Below are 18,757 nucleotides of genomic sequence, written 5' to 3' on the forward strand. Positions count from 1 at the left end.
AAGTGAAAGCACATCAATGGCAGGCATAGGCGGCAATGGCGGAGGTACGAATGCCCGCACGGTTTCGCCAGCAACTGCTGTTTCGACAAAGCGGCCGAACCGCTGATTTAGCTCGGAATCAGACATAAGCCGATTATGATTTTCAGCTACTATTTAAGCAAGTGGGCCTTCGCTTAAATAACGAAGCAGCTAAGGTGAGCGCTCTTAAATAAGCGTACGCCCCAGTCGAGCGCCTTGAACGGATGCGACCCGAAGACCTCATCATCGGTTCGAGTTGGATAACCCTTATTTATGGAACTGAACTGGTCCTTTTTATCGATTGAACGAGATGTTGGAACTGAAACGTTCAGACCTGTCGTTAACTGTGCACGACCGGACTCTCTGAATGATCAGAGAGTTTTGTCCAGGTGGTACTTCCTTTCATTGGCGCCAACTGGCGGCGCGAGCGGCGCGCCGCCAGATTTTGATCACGCAAACCCTTCGAGCACGACCTTGCCGATCGTCGAACCGCTTTCGAGCTGCTCGTGAGCCTTCTTCAGGTTTGCCGCATTGATCAGCAACCTGGATCGCCACATGACCGACGCCACCAGCACCGCCATGGATCAGGATGCTTTCGCCCACGCGCAGAGCGGCGCGGCCGACGAGGGCCTCCCACACCGTCCCGCCGACCAGGCTCAGGCTTGCCGCTTCGAGATGGTTGAGCGAGGCGGGTTTCTTCGCGATGATGTTTTCGTTCGCGACGTGGTACTCGGCATAGCTTCCCGGACCGTCGAAGATCTGCGGCGTGTACCAGACTGCGTCTCCCGGAGCGAACGCCGTCACGCCTGGACCGACGGCTTCGACAACGCCGGAAACATCATGACCGGTAATGGCCGGCAACGGCACATAGTCGCGATAGTCGCCGCGCCGAACCTGGTAGTCCAGGGGGTTGATCGACGTGGCATGGACGCGAACCAGGACTTGTCCCGCCTGCGGAACGGGCTTTGGCACTTCGGAAAGCTCGAACGATTCCGGGCCGCCGAAAGAGTTGAGTATCATCGCTTTCATTTTAAATCCTCGTTTCTTGAAGGGGGTGTGCAGCAGCAGTTTTCGGGTTAGCGCGCGCTGAACGCCGAATTTGTCACAGCAGACAGGCAAATACGGATCCCGGCTGCCGCAGCGCGTGCAAGCGTTTCGCGAGGCCTAGGGTTGTCCCCCATCCGCCTCAGACACGCTTTGTTGCAGAACCTGCCCTCGGCAAGCCGCTCGTCTTAACGAGTCGGGTTTGCCGAGGGCTCTGCAGCATGCACGTGATCGGCACTATCGATTGCTCAACCGCCTACGGTTCACTAGCTCCAGCGATCGATCTTCCTTAACCTTGTAGGTTTCCTCATAGCGTGCGCCGCCTGCGTAGAAGCTGTGGGAGAAGATGCTTCCAACAGGAGACTTTTGCAGTTTTGTTTTCGGCTGACCCTGATACGTGATGCTGCCCGGAATTGGTTCGACGGCGCGAGCTCTTGTGGCAAGTGCCGTCTGGACTGCCAAGCTGGCCAGTAATACAGTAGTAGCAACAATTGTTCGAGTTCTTACGGTCATAATGCTTTCCTCTTTTGATCTGTACCGATGCGATCGTCGCCCGGTCTGTTTTGAGCACCAGTAGAGCTTTGACGGAGGTCATATGCTATGGTGCCGTCTTGATGGCTCTTACTTAGCTTCTTGCGTTTTCTTTCGGTAGCAGCTCTGTTTTAGGATCAGTTTCAACAAAGCTTTGAAAGCCGTCGGCTTGGACGTGGACGACTGAATGTGTTCGTACGCATCGCTCAAAAGCGCAGCTTCAGCTTGAGGTGGTGAGGATGACGCGATGAAACAGCCGTCCGCTTAACGCAAACTACCCCTGAAAGTTGAATCGAACCGATTTGCCGGAGGCTCCAACTTCTGAGAAAGTGGAGCCAACATGAGCAAGACAACCAACAAACTTCATCGGAGGTCCGCGCCCGAGCAGTGCGGATGGTTCTGGATCCCCAAGGCGAATATTCCTCGCGATGGGCAGCGGCTCCCTCGATCGCCGCCAAGGTCGGCTGCTGGGCGCAGACGATGAATGAATGGGTGAAGAAGGCGGAAGTGGACGATGGTTCTCGGCCTGGGCTCCCAAACGAAGTCGCCGAGAAGATGAAGGCTCTTGAGCGGGAGACCCGCGAGCTTCGGCAAGCCAATGAGATACCGTGCAAGCGTCCGCTTATTTCGCGATGGCGGAGTTCGACCGCCCATGAAGCCGTGATCTCCTCCATCGACGGACACCCCTCGGTATTCGTGGTCGAGCCGATCTGTAGACTGCTGCAGATTACCCCATCCGCCTACTACGAGAACGTTGACAAACGCCTGGCCCTGGACCGATTGTCAGTCCGCCCGCAGCGACATTGCGTTGAAGATCGAGATACGCCGCGTCTTCGAGGCGAACTTCCGCCTCTACGGCGTGAGCAAGGTCTGGCGGCAATTCAAGCGGAAAGGCTTTGATATATAGCCCGCTGCACCGTCGCCCGGCTCATCCGCTAGACTGGGTCTTCAGGGTATCATCCGGGGCAAGCCGATCCCGGACAAGACGGCTCCCAGCCCGCTTGATCGGGTGAACCACCAGTTCAGGGCTCCTGCGCCGCACAGGCTCTGGGTTTCGGATTTCACCTATGGCGCGCCTCCTCCCACAATGGGGGAGCGTATGTCTGGAATGAAAGGAGGAGTTTGAAACTGCCGTGTTACCTGCTGCGAGGGGACTACCGATATCTCTGCGCGCCGTTCACTTCCCAGCTTTCTGGACCTTGACAGATATAGGAGCATCAACGCCCTCGCCGAAACGATCAACGGCCTCTACAAGGCCGAGGTCACCCATCGGCGCGGACCGTGGCGCAGCTTCGAAGCGGTTGAATTCGCCGCCCTGGAGTAGGTCGACTGGTTCAACCATCGACGGCTTCTGGAGCCCATCGGCAACATCCCCGCCAGCCGGAGCCGCACGTACGGCTGGATGCGCCAGCTATGGCCGCATAACTTAAACGAAATGGCCTCCCGCAACCCGGTGCGGTTCAGCTTTTTTGCGCCTGAACAATCACCGGGCTGTCAATCTGTTAATGCTCAACAAGCGAACTTCCTCAAGAGGTTCCAGGCATTCGATTGGAGAAGGTGCCAAGTTCATTGACTACTCCCGCCTTGCTCATTGTGCACTGATGCTGAAATGCGGAATGACTTCAGTTCCGACCTCATCGAGAACATCGGCTACCGGTCTTCGACTGAACTTGAGGTTCAGTGCGACGTGGTTGATCCCACTTGAGCGCAGGTCGTCCAATAGGTCGGCTAGCCCCCGTCGGCCCACCCGGACTCCGAGATGGATGGGGCTGGGCGGCGTATCCGGATCTGCGGCGAGGTCGACGTAGAGCGATTGAGCAATTGGCTTGAATCCTTGTCCGAGACGGTTGAGTGCTTCGCGCCAACGCGAGGCGACCTGCTCCTGCTGAATTACATCGCGCGGGTAAGTGAGCCAGCCATCGCTACGCTGCGCGATCCAGTCCAGCGATTGCTGGCTTTGCCCGGTAACAAGGGTGGGCAGCCGGGGCGAGAGAGGTTTGGGCACGAGATCGCCGCCGCCCGCGAGCCGCCCATAGTGCGCCGACGCGTGGACCGGAAAACGCTTTGTGAGCAACGCCTCCACGTAGTCGAACGCTTCGCGGAAGAGTTCGCCACGCAGGTTCGCGTCACGGCCATAGGCCGGGTATTCGACCGGACGGTCGCCGGACGCAACGCCGAACACGAAACGTCCGCCGGATATGTGATCGAGCGACGCAGCCGCCTTGGCAACATCGATCGGGTGATGGAGCGGCAGGATGACGGCGCCCGTGGCGAGCGCGATGGTGGACGTGCGCGCCGCGATCGTCGCGAGCCAAACGAAAGGGTCGTAGATCTGGCCGAGATCGCCGAAGCTCGGGTCGTTCAGCGGCACGTCCCGCGCCCAGAGCGCGGCAAAGCCGAGACGCTCGGCCTGATGGGCGAGTTCGATCTGGTCGTGCATAGCCGGCTCGGGTCCTTCGAAAGACTCGATCGGGAAATAGACGCCGACCGTCAATTGCTCGGGCGCGAACATTGACTCGTAGCCGCGGCCCAAAGGGTTCGAAAAGGCGTTTTCGGCCGGCGATGGGGCAATAATCATCGTTCTTTCCTTTTTGTATTGGACGGCCGGGGCGATCCTCGACCGTCCGTGCAATGTTTCAAGATGTCGAACTAGGCACCCGCCTCGCCCGACACGTCGATCACGACCTTTCCGCGCAAGCCCCGCGCAGAGCCGTTTTCCAAGAGCTCGTGGGCCTCACCCATGCGGGCGAGCGGCAGCGTGGCGCCAATCACGGGCTTGACCAAGCCGCGCTCAACCAAGTCCGTGAGGGCATCGAGCTTGCCGCGGTTCTGGCGGGTGAAAACGAAATGATAGGCTGCGTTCTTGCCCCACGCCTCGATGAGGTTCTGTGGCTGCGCGATATCGACGAGGCTGACCACGCGTCCGGCATCCGCCAGCGCAAGCGGGCTTCGCGTGAGCGTATCACCGCCGATCGTGTCGAAAATGACGTCCACGCCCTCCCCTCCGGTCAGCCGGCCGACCGCCTCGACATAGTCTTCCGCAGTGAAGTCGATCGCCTCGTCGGCGCCGAGCGAGCGCACGAAGTCGTGGTCTCTGGCGAGCGCCGTCGTAATCACCCGTGCGCCGATCGCCTTGGCTACCTGCACCGCAATCGTGCCAACGCCGCCAGCTCCGCCGTGGATGAGGATCGTTTCACCGGCCTTCAGCTGTGCGCGCTGGTTGAACGCCTCCCAAACCGTACCGCCAACGAGGGTCAGGCTTGCCGCCTCAAGGTGCGTTAGATTCCGGGGCTTTCGGCCGACGAGCTCGACGTTGGCGACGTGCTGCTCGGCGTATGAGCCGTCACCGCCGAAGATCTTTGGTGTGTAGTAAACCTCATCACCGACAGCGAACTCGTGAACGTCTGAGCCCAGCTCCTCGATCACGCCCGAGATGTCATGGCCGATGATTGCGGGCAACGGCACGTAGTCCGTGTAGTCGCCGCGGCGGATCTGGTAATCGAGCGGGTTGATGGCGGTGGCATGCACCCGCACTCGCACTTGCCGCGGACCGACTGCGGGCACTTGTACGTCGCGCAGTTCGAATGCGTCCGGGCCGCCGAAACGAGTGAGGACGGCTGCTTTCATTGTGTTGGTCATGACAATATCCTTTCATCAGGTGGAGCATTGACGGTCCCATAGGCTATGGCGCCGTCTCGATGTTCCTATTTGATTTGGCGGAATTGCTTTTGGTAGCGGCCACGTTTTAGGATCAGTTTCAACAAACATTTGAAAGCACTCTTATGGACGTCGACGATTTGCGCCTGCTCGTACGTATTGCCCAACTGCGCAGCATCAGTGCCGCCGCTCGCGACTTGGGTCTCACGCCGGCGGGAGCCAGCGCCAGACTGGCGGCACTTGAGCGAAAGCTCAGCGCCAGGCTTCTCCATCGCACAACGCGCCAAGCGACCTTGACCGAGGACGGCCTCGCCTTCCTGCCCCATGCAGAACAAGTTGTGCATGCGGCAGAATCCGCCCTAGCAGCGCTTGGGCGAGAGCAGGCTTCGCCGCGCGGCACCCTGCGGGTGGCGGCTCCGGCCTCGTTCGCGCGGATGCATATTGTGCCCGGTTTGCCGCAGTTCTGCAGGCGATATTCCGAACTGGCGCTCGATATGCGCATCTCGGATAGCATCGTCGATCTCGTCGAGGGTGCCTTCGATGTGGCGGTCCGGTATACGGAGCTTAGCGACTCTTCCTTCGTCGCCCGGCGGCTTGCTCCGGACAATCGGGTGCTGGTTGCGTCGCCCGATTATATCGAGCAACGCGGGCGGCCGAACACGCCAGACGACTTAGCGAAACATTCGTGCCTAGTCGTCGGCACGCTGGATCTGTGGACGTTCCGGGGGAAGGATGGAGAAGTGATCGAACGGCATGTTTCCCCGAGCCTGCGCATCAATGACGGCAGCGCCGTGCGCGATGCAGCGTCTGCCGGGCTTGGCATCGCTTTGATGGCCACCTGGTGCGCATCGGACGAGATCCGATCTGGTGCCCTCGTGCCGGCCCTTCCCGAATACCCGCTCGTTTCAACCCAGACGCTGTGGGCGCTATATCCGAGTTCCCGTGAGCTGGCGCCAAAGGTGAGGGTGTTCATCGACTGGCTTCTCGATCGATTTGGGCATCAACCGTACTGGGACCAGGGCTTGGAGAATATTCTGGATAGCAATCGATGACAAGCACTGCCAACCAGTCATCATCGCCCGGAGATTAACGTTTACAACGCCAAATGTTCTCGGCTGAGATGTAGTGCGGCGAACAGCAATAAGGTCGGAGAATATGAGGAGTTCGAGCAACGTGACGCGCGGGGACCGCCGGTTCGTCCGCGCGTCTGTTCGATTTCATTCCCCACCCCTATGGATAATGGCAAACCTTCGCGTTTCAGACGTTAGTCAACTGACGTCTTCCCGGGAAACGACCCGCGCTGAACGGTTCACCAGGCTTGATCAAGCGTTCGCGCCGCCATCCACGGTCAGGGTTGCGCCGTTGATCATATCTGCGCCCGGGCTCGCGAGAAATGCTACTACACTCGCAATTTCGCGGGGATCTGCAAAACGCCCTATCGACGAGAGGCTTCGTTGGAAATCAGCACCTGGACCGTCAGCCGGGTTTGCCTCGGTGTCGGTTGATCCCGGCGAGACCAAATTGACAGTTATACCTTGCGGCCCAAGTTCCCGCGACAAACCGCGCGTGAACGAGTGCAACGCTGACTTGGACATAGCGTAGGCGGTCACACCTGGAAAGGGGACGCGATCTCCGAGGGCCGAACCGATCGAAATGATGCGGCCACCCTTGGCGAAGTGCGGGATAGCAGCTTTCGAGAAAGCGACAGGGGCGCGCACGTTGACGTCCATGAGAGACTGAAATTGCTCTAGGTCGAGCTCAGCTATCGGTCCGGCCAGTCCGATGGCCGCGCTGTTCACCAAAATGTCCAAGCCACCCAGCTTTCCAACAGTCTCACTCACGGCCCGTTTTGCAGCGTTTGTGTCGGCACCATCGGCGTGTACGGCCAGCGCCCGACGACCCAGGTTTTCAATAGTAGCGACGACGGAGTCCGCGCGCTCAGGCGATCTGTTGTAGGTGATTGCCACGTCGGCGCCGTTCTCGGCCAACACCTGCGCGATTGCGGCGCCAATACCGCGCGAGCCTCCCGTGACAAGCGCGCGCTTTCCCTTGAGATCAATCATATTACATCCTCATGCTGTACGGTTGAAGCGCCCGCATCTGGGCCGGAAGGTTAATATACTTTTCCTTCCGGCCTCTAGATAAGGAGTCGGGTCAAGATCGACATCCACGATCGCACCAGAGGCTTGCCTGATCCTACCAAATCTCTAATGTCTTCGGGAATGAGCCCCTTTGGAAACATGACAGATCGCTTGTTAAACGATGTTGCTTCTCTTGTTGCCGGACGCACAGGAGTGGCCGGGATTGAGACGCCTGTCCCGCGTCTGACGGTCTGGACGAGCACGGTAACGACTTTACCCACGCCAGCCGTCTTTGAACCCATGCTCTATGCGGTCCTGCGTGGGACTAAGCTGCTTATCATGGGCGCCAATCGCTTTGAGTTGGAGGCAGGTGCTTGCGCTGCGTCATCTTTTGGGCTGCCCTTCCTCCATCAGTTCACCGCCGCCACGCCGGATCAGCCTTACGTCGCGATCAGCCTTCACCTCGATACCGCTTTGCTTACCCGAGTCATGCTCAATATGCCCAAACAAGAAGATCGTTGGACCTGCGCGGTGGCAGCAGGGGATCTGAGCGGTCCGGTGGGCGAGCCTTTGGCTCGGCTTGTAGGCCTATTGCACACTCCGGAAGACATCGGAATGCTCGGGCTGCATTACGAGAGTGAACTTTACTACCGCCTGCTCCAGAGTCCGATGGGCGATACGCTGCGTCAGATCGGTCAGCGAAACGAGAGATTTCAGCAGATCAAGATGGCCGCCGACTGGCTAGCTTCCAACCACAACGAGGCCATCAATATTCCTGATCTCGCAAGATCCGCGGGAATGAGCGTCACTTCGTTTCATCGCCACTTCAAGGAGGTGACCGGGTTCAGCCCGCTCGCTTTCCAACGCCATATCCGCCTTCTGGAGGCTCGCAAACTCCTGGCCAGTGGCTCGGCCAACGTATCGCGTATCGCTTACCAGGTAGGCTACGTCAGTCCATCGCAGTTCAGCCGGGAGTACAAAAACATGTTTGGCAGCCCGCCTGTTAACGACTTGCAACGCTAGCGTCACAGTCGGCATCTTCCAAGCTTTCATGGGCATGTCCGGAAGCGTTCCGCCTTCCGCAACACAGCTACACACCCACTGCGACTACCGGACCAACACCTTCACGTATATCCGTATCGGTTAAGACAGGGGAAATTCGGGGGGCACACACTGGCTATCGACAGCGGCGTTTCGGGTGGGGCACGCCTACGGCAATCGCTGGTCCGGTTTACCGGGCCGGGCTCGATCAAGGGGAGCTCCGGTGCCCTAGACTCCAATAGCGCCGCAGGCTGCGTTTCAGATCCTGATCATCTCTGGGCAATTAGATGGACTGCCTGCACGAGAACGGTGACCGCCTGATGTGTCGCTTCCTTGCCTGGATTGGAGCTCCACGCTTCCTCGATGATTTCGTAGTCAAGGCTGATCAATCGCTGGTGACGCTAAGTCGATCAGCATTGGTAGGAAAAACGTCCCTCAACGCCGACGGCTTCGGCCTTGCATGGTATTCGGAACGAGATACGCCGTGCATATACAAAGACGTCTACCCTGCCTGGCCGGATGCTAACCTGATGCAAATCGCGTCTCACACCAAGGCCAGAGTATTCCTGGCACATGTGCGCGCGTCGACGTCGACGGCCACCTCACGCAACAACTGCCATCCCTTCAGCCGAGGCCGATGGAGCTTTATGCATAATGGGCAACTAGGCGGGCATCTGAAGCTGCGGCAGAAGCTTGACGGAATGATACCCCTAGAGTGCTACGATCAGCGCTATGGAGCCACCGACAGCGAAGCCATTTTCCTCGTTGCTGCAGGATTGGGGCTCGACCAGGCTCCTATTGTCGCGATGGAGCGTAACCATCCGAGCAGCCCCGCGGCATTAGCACGCGTGAGGTACGTCAAATCGCCTACACTGATGAGGTTGGTTCAAAGTGGAATGCTTGGCGTAGCGGGGGTCAGTTTTTCCGGCGTGATCTACGCGCCCATTTCGCAGCCAGGTTTTCCACGGCTCTGTTGAGATCAGCGAAGGCTGCATTGTTTGGGTCGAAGTCTTTGGCGCCCCACCATTCGGTAAGCTCGGCGTGCCGTTCATGAGCGGGATCGGCGAGCGCCTCGCGGAATTCCTGATATCCCCACGGACCGCCGACGTCTTCAGGCGGGCAGCGCCCCGTTGCCTCGATCAGCATTGGATCTGCAAGCGCGACGATGGGGAACGTGCGCTCGATCTTGATGCTGTGCGTCCAGCCGTCGCCGAAGTCGTAGTGGTATTTGAAGGATTTCGCACCGGTGTCCTGGATTGCCGACAAGAGCGAGACCTTGCGTGCATCGAGCGGACCATCCCCCCATTCCTGGTCGGGCAAACCAAAGCCAATGTCACGGATCTGGAATTCGTAGAGGTGGGTGTTCGTCCACCCCATCGCGGCCTGCAATACCTCATGCAACCGGCTGAGCCGGATGCGCCACGGCACGACAATGCGCCGCATCACAATCGGTTCGACATGATCAAGGGTGACCTTCAGACGGACCAGAGAAGCTGCCATTGTCAAGCCGCCAGCATGAGGGCGGAGCTTTCGGCCTGGCGTATCCGCTTCCACTCCCAGGGAAGCAGTTCCGGCAGACGCGAGGCCGGCAGGTCGGCGATGCGAGCAAGGGCATTGGCGAGCCAAGCTTTGGGGTCTACGTCGTTCAGCCGTGCGGTCATGATCAGGGTGAGCATGATGGCAGCGCGATCTGCGCCGCGGTCGGAACCGGCGAAGAGCCAAGCTTTTCTTCCGCAAGCCACACCGCGCAGCGCTCTTTCCGCGGCGTTGTTCGTCATGCAGGTTCTGCCGTCGTCGGCATAGCGGGCAAAGTCAGCCCAGCGCGACAGCATATAGTCGATCGGTCCGGCCACCGGCGATGAGCGCGATAGGCTGGCCCGCTCGGTGCGCAACCATTCCTCCATATCGCCCAGTAGCGGCTTGCTCCTCTCCTGCCGGACCGCAAGCCGCTCGGCCGCGCTCAGGCCGTTGATGTCGCGCTCGATGGCAAACAGGGCATCGATGCGCTTCACGGCCTCGAGGGCTACCGGCGAGATCGGCTTGGCACCTTTGCCGCGCCGAGCGTTGCGAGCGACATCGGCCAGCTCGAAGAACTTCCGGCGCGCATGGGCGAAGCAGAACGCGGGCGTTGCCGGCATCTGCTTCCTCGTCCGGTCGAACAGCGGATTGAAGCCGTTGTAGCAATCAGCCTGAAGGATGCCGCTGAAGTCGGCCAGATGCCTTTGCGGGTGCTCGCCGCGCCGATCGCTGGAGGCGTAGAAGACCGCCGCCGGCGGCGCAGGACCGGCGAACGGCTGATCGTCGCGCACGTAAACCCATATTCGCCCGGTCGTGCATTGGCCCTTGGCCAGGACCGGGATCGTCGTATCGTCGCCATGAAGCCGCTCGGCCTGGAACACATGTGCCTCGATCAGGTCGAAGACCGGCTTGAGGGCGAAGGTGACGTGCCCGACCTGATCGGCCAGGGTCTGGGTCGACAGATCGATGCCCTCACATTTGAACCGCGTGCTCTGGCGGTTCAGCGGGATGTGCTGCCCGAACTTGTCGAACACGATCGTCGCCAGCAACTGAGGGCCGATGAAGCCGCGCGGCGTGGCATGGAACGGTGCGGGAGCCTGACTGATCGCCTCGCAATCGCGGCAGGTAAACTTCTCGCGCACCGTCTCGATCACCTTGAAGCGGCGCGGGATCTCCTCCAGCGTTTCCGTCACGTCCTCGCCCAGCTTCGACAGCCGTGAGCCGCCACAGCAGGCACATACCGTCGGCGCTTCAATGACGATGCGTTCGCGCTCGACGTCTTCGGGCCACGGCTTGCGCACCGGACGCTTGCGGGCGAAGGCGCGTACGGACTGTGTTTTGGCCGCGGCCTCTTGGGCGCCCAGTTCGTCCTCGGCGGCCGACGCCACGAGTTCTTCGAGCTGCAATTCCAATTGATCGATCAGCCGCTGCGTGCGCTCGCGACGCGGCCCGTGCTTCTCGCGCTCCAGCTTGCCGATCAGCAACTGCAAATGCACGTTCAGCGCCTCGATGCTCGACAGCCGCGCCTTCGCGTTGGCAGCTTCCGCCTCGGCCTGGAGCCGCGCGGCGCGTTCGGCCAGCAGCGCCGCATGGGCGCTGGCAAGGTCCGATGGTAGGGAAAGCGTCGGCAATGTCATGACGACATTGAAGCAGATTTCTCAACAATCTCAATGCAAAAATGCAGTCAGACCCGGCTAGGGCGCCAGGTTTCCTGCGGTGCGCGCCAGTCAATTCCGGACAGCAGATAGGAAAGCTGCGCCGACGAGATTGCCACCGCCCCACCTTCGGCGGAAGGCCAGATAAACTTTCCTCGTTCCAATTTTTTCGTGAACAGGCAGGCCCCCTGACCATCATGCCAGATCAATTTTATCAGATCGCCGCGGCGGCCTCGGAAGCAGAACAGATGACCGCCCACAGGATCATGCTTCAGCACCTCCTGCACACGCAGTGCCAGCGACGGGAATCCGCACCGCATGTCCGTGTAGCCCGTCGCCAACCAAACCCGAACGCCTGCCGAAATCGGGATCATCGCAGAGCCTCAAGACCCTGGATGATGCGCAGCAAGGCATCGACGTCGACATTGCGGTCGACAATGACGCGACGCCCATTTGCGCTAAGTACCTCCATGCGCCCGTCCGCCGACAAACTTGGCGAGACAGGCGTCGGCACGGGCGACTCCGGCACGACAAGCGCAGACACGAAGCCATCAAAATCACTGCCGGCAAGTCGACCTTCCCGATATGCGCGCCGCCACGTATTCAACAGCGAGCGCGAAAGCCCGTATTTGCGCGCCGTCGCCGACCCAAGTCGCGGAGCTGAGTAGCTTTCCTCGACAATCCGCAGCCGCGCCGCATCCGTAAATTCGCGCCGCCGACCAAGCTCGATGATGTCTAACCGGCTCACATCTGGCCGGCAATTGTCCTTATATACGTCCATAAGGACAATCGGCCACATTCAAATCAAACCGACAAGGCGGCCCACGCCGGATGCGTACGATGGAGCAGGCAGTCGGCCGGGTTCAGGCGCTGGCTCAGGAAGCCAACTACACGCCACACATGCGCTTCGCAGCGTGTTGGAGTGATGGACAGAAAGTCTATGCAGCCAGATACGCTTCCGATCGGTTCGTACCAAGTCTGTTCTACCAAATTCGAGACGATGGTATTGTCATAAGCTCGGAACCACTTGACGAGAATGTGGAAGGCTGGATCGAGATCTCACCCAACACAGCAATCGCGACCGATGGGCGGACATTGGAGCAACGAGATTTTACACCCTGAATTCCCCTGGGTAACATCCGCATACCGTCATCGCAGTGGGCTCATGCCTAGTTGTCGTTGTCACAGCCAACCAACAATACAATATCTGATCGACCATGGCGGCGCGATAGTGACCGAAAAGTTGCTAAACTGATCTGCCATGGTTTGACAGTGAAGCCTGAGCGCTGGTCGCTGTAAACTCTTCGACCAAAATTTTTACGAGTTGCGCTGCTGGCAATTCCCGGGCGAGCCGCGCCCCCTGCCCTGCCCAATGGGCCGCAAATTCGTTGTTGCCCCCTCTCGTCGCAGCTGCATGAAGCTGCTTTGCCAGATCATAGGCTATCGGATAGTCGGCTGGCGACAACCCTGTGCCCGCTTCGCCGTGCTCGATCAGTTGGTTAACGATCCCGCGGGCGGGGCGGCCCGATACCACAGATGTCAATCGTGTGAAGCCAGATCGACAGCTCTTGAGATTTGCCCGGTATCCCACATCAGCCGCCGATTCCGGGCACAAAATGAAGGCGGTGCCTAGTTGGGCGGCCACGGCACCCTGATCGAGTGCGGCCTTGGTGCCGTGGCCATCCATTATGCCGCCTGCCGCGACCACTGGAAGCCTGCTGTTCCGGACCAGCAGCCGTACCACCGGGAGTGTAGCGAGCTGATCATCTTCTGCGCGTGTATCAAACACACTCCGATGTCCTCCGGCCTCAATACCCTGGGCGATGATACCTTCGATACCGGCTGCTTCGATGGTCCGAGCTTCTTGTAGCTTGGTCGCAGTTGCCAGTGTCTTGATACCCGCCTCCCTGAACGCAGCTATCTTTTCGACCTCAGGAATGCCGAAATGAAAACTGACGAATGCAGGACGCACCTCCAGAAGCATTTGGAACGCTTCATCATTGACAACGAAGGTCTGGTAGATCTCGTTGAGACTTTCTGGCGCCTTCGCACCAAATTTCTCGAACAGTGCAGAAAAATGGCTGATCCAGGCTGCCTCGATGTTCCTGTCCCGCCGCGGCGGAGCATTGCAGAAGACGTTTACGTTGAACGGCTTGTCAGTGAGCGACTGGGTTTGAAGGATTGTTGATCTTGCCTGGGCAACCGAACTTGCGTCAATTCCGAGCGAACCTAGGGCGCCGGCGTTGGAGACCGCCGCTGCCAAGGCCGGAGTGGAGATACCCGCCATCGGTGCCTGGATAATCGGGTGAGCTGTGCCTAATAACTCGATCATGATGGATTCCTCAGTCTTTTGATCCTTCGAGCCTGGCGTTAGGATTGGGAGAAGACGACAGGCTATGCTCCCGCTCTTCTCAGTTATTCAGCGACAATTGCGCAACAGCAGTTCCGGACAAAAGGGCGCTTGCAACGACCGCCGTGACGGCAAAATTCGACATGGAATTCTCCCTGCTGGGTTCGTAGTTTGAATGCGGTAGTCGTTATATGCTGTGGCATGAATGCATGCCGACAGATTATTGGGTTCACTAGGTCGCAGAATCTGGTGAGAGCAGCTAGGGGTTTGGCGTTCCTCTATTCGCGACAGACTTTTGCAATCCACGCGTCTATCCAGCCAATCTACGCAACGTTACGAATGGCGTTAAGGGAACTGGCAACGAACGACCTGCAAGTTAAGCAAACGCTTGGCTTGAAGGCGGTCCCCCAACTGCTCTTGGCTGCGTGGCGAATTCCAGTGCGACAAGAGGGGCAAAATTGCGCAATCGGCTGGTCCCGTTGGTCAAGCTGACAAATCGGGAGGTGAATGATTGGCTGAAGTGGGTTTGGGGCAGACAATCGGACCTGCGATCGTCCTGATGGGAGCCGCTGTTGTCGCAGTGCCGCTTTTTCGGCGGCTCGGTCTGGGGTCAGTGCTGGGCTATTTTGCTGCCGGTGTGCTGGTCGGCCCCTCATTGCTTGGCCTGTTTACCGACGCCCTGTCCATCCTGCATTTCTCCGAGCTTGGCGTCGTAATGTTCCTGTTCGTGATCGGGCTTGAATTGCGCCCACTCAAGCTATGGGCGATGCGTGGGCAGATTTTCGGACTGGGATTGGCGCAGGGCGCGCTTGCGATCGCAAGCCTTGCGCTGATGGGAATGCTGGTTTTCGGCCTGTCCGGCCCAGTGGCTTTTATTGCCGGCGCGGGCTTCGTTCTTTCATCGACAGCCGTCATCATGTCGGTCCTGCAGGACCGTGGGGAGATCTCAAGCGCCGAGGGTCAGAAATCTGTCTCCATTCTCCTTTTCGAGGATCTGATGATCGTGCCGCTTCTGGCGGTCGTCGCCTTTATGTCGCCCCTGTCGCAGGGGCAATCGGGGTGGACTGATGTGTTCATGGCGTTTGGCGCGCTATTCGTCCTACTGGGCGTTTCGAAGTGGGGCCTGAATCCCTTCTTTGCCTTACTTGCAAAAGCGCGGACGCGTGAAGTGATGACGGCGGGTGCACTGCTGGTCGTGCTCGGGGCCGCATTGCTGATGGCAGTCGTTGGCCTTTCCATGGCAATGGGCGCATTCCTTGCCGGGGTCATGTTATCGAGTTCCAGCTACAGACATCAGGTTGAAACCGATATCGAGCCATTTCGCGGCCTGCTGATGGGGCTGTTCTTCATGGCCGTCGGCATGTCGCTCGACCTTGCCGTCGTTGTCGCAGACTGGTCGCTTCTCCTCGCCATGCTGATCGCTTTCATCATTGCCAAAGGAGCCGTGGTCTATGGGGTCGCGCGCGCGTTTGGCAGTTCCGGTCATCAGGCGCTGCATCGCACCTCGATGTTCCTGCAGGGCGGCGAATTTGCTTTTGTTCTCTACGCAGCCGCAGCGAGCGGGGGCGTGATCGACGCGCGGGAAAATGCCTTGTTCACCACCGTTGTGATCTTTTCAATGGCCCTGACGCCCATACTGATGATCGCAGCCGAAAGCTTGCTGAGAAGCAAGGCATCGATGGAAGGTGTGGAAGCCGCTCACGATCTGCATGGACGGGTGCTGATTATCGGGTTCGGCCGCTTCGGGCAGATCGCATCGCAACTGCTGCTGTCCAAGGGCGTCAGTCTGTCGGTGATCGATATGAATCCCGATCGTATCCGCGAAGCAGGACGGTTTGGCTTCAAGGTCTTTTTCGGTGATGGCACCCGCCTCGACACGCTGCGACATTCGGCAGCCGGATCGGCCGAGGCATTGCTGATCTGCATCGACGACCCCAAAGCTGCCATGCGGATCGTGAGATTGGCGCAGCACGAGTTCCCGCAGGCAAGGATCCTGGTGCGCAGCTTTGATCGCGCCCATGCGGTGGAACTGATCCGGGCTGGGGTCGACTATCAGATCCGCGAAACGGTAGAATCCGCCTACATGATGGGGGCGGAAGGGCTGCGGGCGCTGGGGTATGCTGAGCTCGATGTGGAGGAGGCCGCCGATGACGTGCGTCAGCGCGACAATGAACGGCTGTCCGAGCAGGTACAGGGCAATGACATGGCCGGCCGCGGCCGGTTGCATGTCCAGCCAGTTCCGGAACCTTTCGGCAAAGCGTCCACGCAAAAATAGCGGTAAAAGTGAATGCGAATGGTAAAGGTTGCGATTGCCGGGTTCGGGGGCGTGGGTCGGGCCACGGCGAGCCTTCTCCTGTCGCGGCGCGCGCGTTATCGCCAAGTCTATGGGGTCGACATCCGCCTGGTTGCGGTCTGCGGATCCCGGGCCGGCTTAAGCGACGATCGCGGTCTTGGAGAAGACCAGCTCGGCGCGCTTGAGGATGGTCTCTCTGGTCCGGCTTTCATAGAGGCGAGCGGAGCCGATCTTCTCATCGAAGCCGGCCCGAGCGATTTTCGTAGCGGCGGCCCGGGGCTTGGCTACATTCGATCCGCCCTCTCTGCCGGGCGTGACACGATCGTCGTATCCAAGGGTGCGCTCGTCCACAGCGGAATAGAACTTCGCCAACTTGCGAGAAGATCGGGCGCCCTTCTGAAGCTCAGCGGCGCGGCGGCGGCGGCCCTGCCGACGATCGATCTCGTTGATCACAGCCTCAAGGGCTGCACGGTGCTCAAAGTCGAAGGCATTCTAAATGCCACGACCAACTACCTGCTCGACGCCATGATGACACGTGGGATCGGCTTTGACGCTGCCTTGCGCGAGGCGCAGCTCGGCGGCTTTGCCGAAACCGATCCGCGAAACGACACGGAAGGGTGGGATACCGCCTGCAAGCTGCTGATCCTCGCCAATTTCGGCCTCGACGCCGACCTGACGATGAATGACCTGACCGTCGAGGGTGTTCAGTCGGTGTCCGGCGAGCGTATCGAGGCATGGCGCAGGGAGGGGCTCGTTCCAAAACTTGTCGGCAGTCTCACGCGGGCTGACGGCACATTTAGCGCCGCCGTTGGCATCAAGGCCTATCCTCTCTCCGATCCATTCGCGAACATTCGCGGAAAGGACAAGGCAATCCGCATCGTTACCGACGCGATGGGGGAAACGATCGCGATCGGATCCGGCAAGGAGCCTCTGGCCACAGCCGCTGCTGCGCTGAAGGATCTCGAACACGTTTTGACGGCGCGGGCCGCAGCACACCTATCTGAGTAAAGGGCTTCACCATGACAAAGCTCAGCTTGCAGGCCATTCGCCATGTCGCGTTCGAAGATCTCGGCAGCTTCTGCTCCAGCTGCCTGGTAATGCTGAGGGCGTTCAAACCTGAATGCCTGCCGGCGGTCGTGGCTGTAAGATCATAAGTGCCAAAAGCGCGTCCGATGCAATCTGTGAGGAGGTAAATGACAGGGAGATCGGCTTCTTCAACTCCCCGCCACCTCGTCGCTCGCGATCGCCATTGCGTGCCGGCTGTGAGGCGATCTCGCGGATTTGAACTGATACTCTTTTGTCCACCCGGAAGATGCCATACCTCCGCGCCCGGAATAAAGCCTGGTTGGCATGCAGATCCTCTTGCAAATGGCGTTCCCCATTTTGCGACAGAGCTTCCCAGGATCGAGCACTATCGCATGGCCGGCTGTGATGACACTCTCAACCTGTCGGTGGCGGTTACCCGTGGTGAAAGAAGCTCTGCGCCAAACATCTATCAAAGGACCCATAATGGAAATCGGTATCGACAGTTTTGCAGCTATCCTACCAGATCCGGCGACAGGACAGGTTCCCTCGGCCACCATCCGTATGGCGGAACTGATCGAGGAAGTCGAAGTGGCGGACCGCGTTGGATTGGACGTGTTCGGTATCGGTGAACATCACCGCGCAGAGTTCCTCGACTCCGCGCCGACGATCATACTGGCTGCCGCAGCGGCAAGGACCAGCCAAATCAAATTGACGAGCGCGGTGACAATAATAAGTGCCGCCGACCCTGTGCGTGTATTTCAGGAATTTGCGACCCTCGATCTAATTTCCAAGGGCCGTGCGGAAATCGTTGTCGGTCGCGGGTCCTTCGTCGAGGCTTACCCGCTCTTCGGCCTAGACACGCGTGACTACGACGACCTTTTCGCGGAAAAGCTTGATCTGCTACTCGCGCTGCAGGAGTCGACGAATGTCACCTGGGAAGGGCGTTTCCGAGCACCGCTCAGTGGACAAGGAGTCTATCCGCGTCCCCATCAACAGCAACTACCGATATGGATCGGTGTGGGCGGCACGCCGCAGTCCTTCGCCCGCGCTGGTGCGCTTGGGCTTCCACTGATGATCGCCATCATAGGCGGAAGCTTTGAGCGCTTTCGGCCGCTCGTCGATCTCTATCGAGAAGCTGGTAAACGAGCAGGGCACAGCCCCGAAGTGCTCAAGATCGGCATTCATGCGATGGGCTTCGTCGGCGAAAGCGATGCCGCAGCCAAGGACGCTTTTTTCCCTGGCTGGGCACATCTGACAGCGAATATCGGACGCGAGCGCGGCTGGTCGCCGCCGACGCGTCAGCAGTTTGAGGTCATGGTGGGACCTGAAGGTGCATTCCTAGTTGGTGATCCGACGACGGTGGCAGCCAAAATACTGCAGGCGAGCGAAACACTGGGTGGCACATCTCGCATCACCTTCCAGATGAGCACAGCGGCTCTCGATACTGCAGCGATGAAACGATCGATAGAACTGCTGGGCACTGAAGTGGCGCCGGCGGTCAGAGCGGCACAACGGCTTAATACCCTGGCTTGATCGTAATACG

At 59.3% G+C, this 18,757-nt stretch carries 17 protein-coding genes, 3 pseudogenes and 1 other annotated feature; of the genes and pseudogenes, 9 read left to right on the plus strand and 11 right to left on the minus strand.

Features of this window, described 5'->3' with window-relative positions:
• The 3 genes and pseudogenes from HFO71_RS36135 to HFO71_RS34825 form a co-directional block, all read right to left on the minus strand.
• Positions 1–126 (minus strand): annotated as a pseudogene (locus HFO71_RS36135) (Fic family protein); the annotation flags it as partial.
• A gap of 417 nt (positions 127–543) precedes the next feature.
• A pseudogene (locus tag HFO71_RS34820) lies at positions 544–1,047 on the minus strand (alcohol dehydrogenase catalytic domain-containing protein); the annotation flags it as partial.
• Between the two features lie 252 nt (positions 1,048–1,299).
• Positions 1,300–1,575: a hypothetical protein gene (locus tag HFO71_RS34825; RefSeq protein ID WP_017956990.1), complete on the minus strand. Its 276-nt coding sequence runs from the start codon at positions 1,573–1,575 to the stop codon at positions 1,300–1,302.
• 411 nt (positions 1,576–1,986) lie between these two features.
• On the opposite strand from HFO71_RS34825, the gene HFO71_RS34830 reads away from it, so the two are divergent.
• Together HFO71_RS34830 and HFO71_RS36570 are read left to right on the plus strand one after the other, a co-directional pair.
• A complete protein-coding gene (locus tag HFO71_RS34830; RefSeq protein WP_420910170.1) occupies positions 1,987–2,493 on the plus strand; it encodes a hypothetical protein in 507 nt (168 codons plus the stop codon).
• Positions 2,213–2,328: a sequence feature (AL1L pseudoknot), on the plus strand. (Overlaps the previous gene by 116 nt.)
• Positions 2,494–2,572: 79 nt before the next feature.
• A pseudogene (locus HFO71_RS36570) lies at positions 2,573–3,166 on the plus strand (hypothetical protein); the annotation flags it as partial.
• A gap of 15 nt (positions 3,167–3,181) precedes the next feature.
• On the opposite strand, the gene HFO71_RS34840 reads toward HFO71_RS36570, so the two are convergent.
• On the minus strand, positions 3,182–4,171 hold the full coding sequence (locus tag HFO71_RS34840) for an LLM class oxidoreductase (protein ID WP_221989062.1): 990 nt from the start codon (positions 4,169–4,171) through the stop codon (positions 3,182–3,184).
• Positions 4,172–4,242: 71 nt separating this feature from the next.
• Positions 4,243–5,232 carry a zinc-dependent alcohol dehydrogenase family protein gene (locus HFO71_RS34845; RefSeq protein ID WP_221989063.1) on the minus strand — a complete coding sequence of 330 codons (990 nt, stop codon included), beginning with the start codon at positions 5,230–5,232 and terminating at the stop codon, positions 4,243–4,245.
• 143 nt (positions 5,233–5,375) lie between these two features.
• Between HFO71_RS34845 and HFO71_RS34850 the strand changes: the two genes are divergently transcribed.
• Complete coding sequence (locus tag HFO71_RS34850; RefSeq protein WP_017956998.1) at positions 5,376–6,302, plus strand: LysR family transcriptional regulator; 927 nt, start codon at positions 5,376–5,378, stop codon at positions 6,300–6,302.
• Positions 6,303–6,572: 270 nt separating this feature from the next.
• Here the strand turns inward: HFO71_RS34850 and HFO71_RS34855 are convergent, their stop codons facing one another.
• Complete coding sequence (locus HFO71_RS34855) at positions 6,573–7,313, minus strand: SDR family NAD(P)-dependent oxidoreductase (RefSeq protein ID WP_131626969.1); 741 nt, start codon at positions 7,311–7,313, stop codon at positions 6,573–6,575.
• Between the two features lie 177 nt (positions 7,314–7,490).
• On the opposite strand from HFO71_RS34855, the gene HFO71_RS34860 reads away from it, so the two are divergent.
• Both HFO71_RS34860 and HFO71_RS34865 read left to right on the plus strand, forming a co-directional pair.
• On the plus strand, positions 7,491–8,354 hold the full coding sequence (locus HFO71_RS34860; RefSeq protein WP_245007092.1) for an AraC family transcriptional regulator: 864 nt from the start codon (positions 7,491–7,493) through the stop codon (positions 8,352–8,354).
• A 305-nt stretch (positions 8,355–8,659) separates the two neighbouring features.
• Positions 8,660–9,349 carry a class II glutamine amidotransferase gene (locus tag HFO71_RS34865; RefSeq protein ID WP_245007093.1) on the plus strand — a complete coding sequence of 230 codons (690 nt, stop codon included), beginning with the start codon at positions 8,660–8,662 and terminating at the stop codon, positions 9,347–9,349.
• On the opposite strand, the gene HFO71_RS34870 is transcribed toward HFO71_RS34865, so the two are convergent.
• Genes HFO71_RS34870 through tnpA form a run of 4 tightly spaced genes read right to left on the minus strand, consistent with a single transcriptional unit; the run spans position 9,288 to position 12,326 of the window.
• A complete protein-coding gene (locus HFO71_RS34870) occupies positions 9,288–9,872 on the minus strand; it encodes a plasmid pRiA4b ORF-3 family protein (RefSeq protein ID WP_168293244.1) in 585 nt (194 codons plus the stop codon). The genes HFO71_RS34865 and HFO71_RS34870 overlap by 62 nt on opposite strands.
• 2 nt (positions 9,873–9,874) lie before the next feature.
• A complete protein-coding gene (gene tnpC, locus HFO71_RS34875) occupies positions 9,875–11,527 on the minus strand; it encodes an IS66 family transposase (protein ID WP_168293243.1) in 1,653 nt (550 codons plus the stop codon).
• Between the two features lie 47 nt (positions 11,528–11,574).
• Positions 11,575–11,919 (minus strand): IS66 family insertion sequence element accessory protein TnpB, encoded by a 345-nt coding sequence (gene tnpB, locus HFO71_RS34880; RefSeq protein WP_017956994.1) that lies wholly within the window; start codon positions 11,917–11,919, stop codon positions 11,575–11,577.
• Positions 11,916–12,326 (minus strand): IS66-like element accessory protein TnpA, encoded by a 411-nt coding sequence (gene tnpA, locus HFO71_RS34885; protein WP_020485905.1) that lies wholly within the window; start codon positions 12,324–12,326, stop codon positions 11,916–11,918. Before tnpA ends, tnpB begins: the two co-directional genes overlap by 4 nt.
• Positions 12,327–12,385: 59 nt before the next feature.
• Here tnpA and HFO71_RS34890 point away from each other — a divergent pair, with 59 nt between their 5' ends.
• A complete protein-coding gene (locus HFO71_RS34890; RefSeq protein WP_221989064.1) occupies positions 12,386–12,667 on the plus strand; it encodes a class II glutamine amidotransferase in 282 nt (93 codons plus the stop codon).
• 124 nt (positions 12,668–12,791) lie between these two features.
• Here HFO71_RS34890 and HFO71_RS34895 read toward each other — a convergent pair whose 3' ends face one another.
• Positions 12,792–13,877 (minus strand): NAD(P)H-dependent flavin oxidoreductase, encoded by a 1,086-nt coding sequence (locus HFO71_RS34895; RefSeq protein WP_221989065.1) that lies wholly within the window; start codon positions 13,875–13,877, stop codon positions 12,792–12,794.
• 577 nt (positions 13,878–14,454) lie between these two features.
• Here HFO71_RS34895 and HFO71_RS34900 point away from each other — a divergent pair.
• The 3 genes from HFO71_RS34900 to HFO71_RS34910 all read left to right on the plus strand — a co-directional run bounded on the left by HFO71_RS34900 (position 14,455) and on the right by HFO71_RS34910 (position 18,747).
• Entirely contained in the window at positions 14,455–16,170 is a 1,716-nt protein-coding gene (locus tag HFO71_RS34900) for a monovalent cation:proton antiporter-2 (CPA2) family protein (protein ID WP_221989085.1), read from the plus strand.
• A gap of 18 nt (positions 16,171–16,188) precedes the next feature.
• Positions 16,189–17,196, plus strand: coding sequence for a homoserine dehydrogenase (locus HFO71_RS34905; protein ID WP_245007094.1), 1,008 nt, complete (start codon positions 16,189–16,191; stop codon positions 17,194–17,196).
• Between the two features lie 501 nt (positions 17,197–17,697).
• On the plus strand, positions 17,698–18,747 hold the full coding sequence (locus HFO71_RS34910) for an LLM class flavin-dependent oxidoreductase (protein ID WP_221989067.1): 1,050 nt from the start codon (positions 17,698–17,700) through the stop codon (positions 18,745–18,747).
• Positions 18,748–18,757 lie beyond the last annotated feature (10 nt).

Origin of the sequence: Rhizobium laguerreae, from assembly GCF_019778565.1 — a bacterium.
Lineage (GTDB): Bacteria > Pseudomonadota > Alphaproteobacteria > Rhizobiales > Rhizobiaceae > Rhizobium > Rhizobium laguerreae.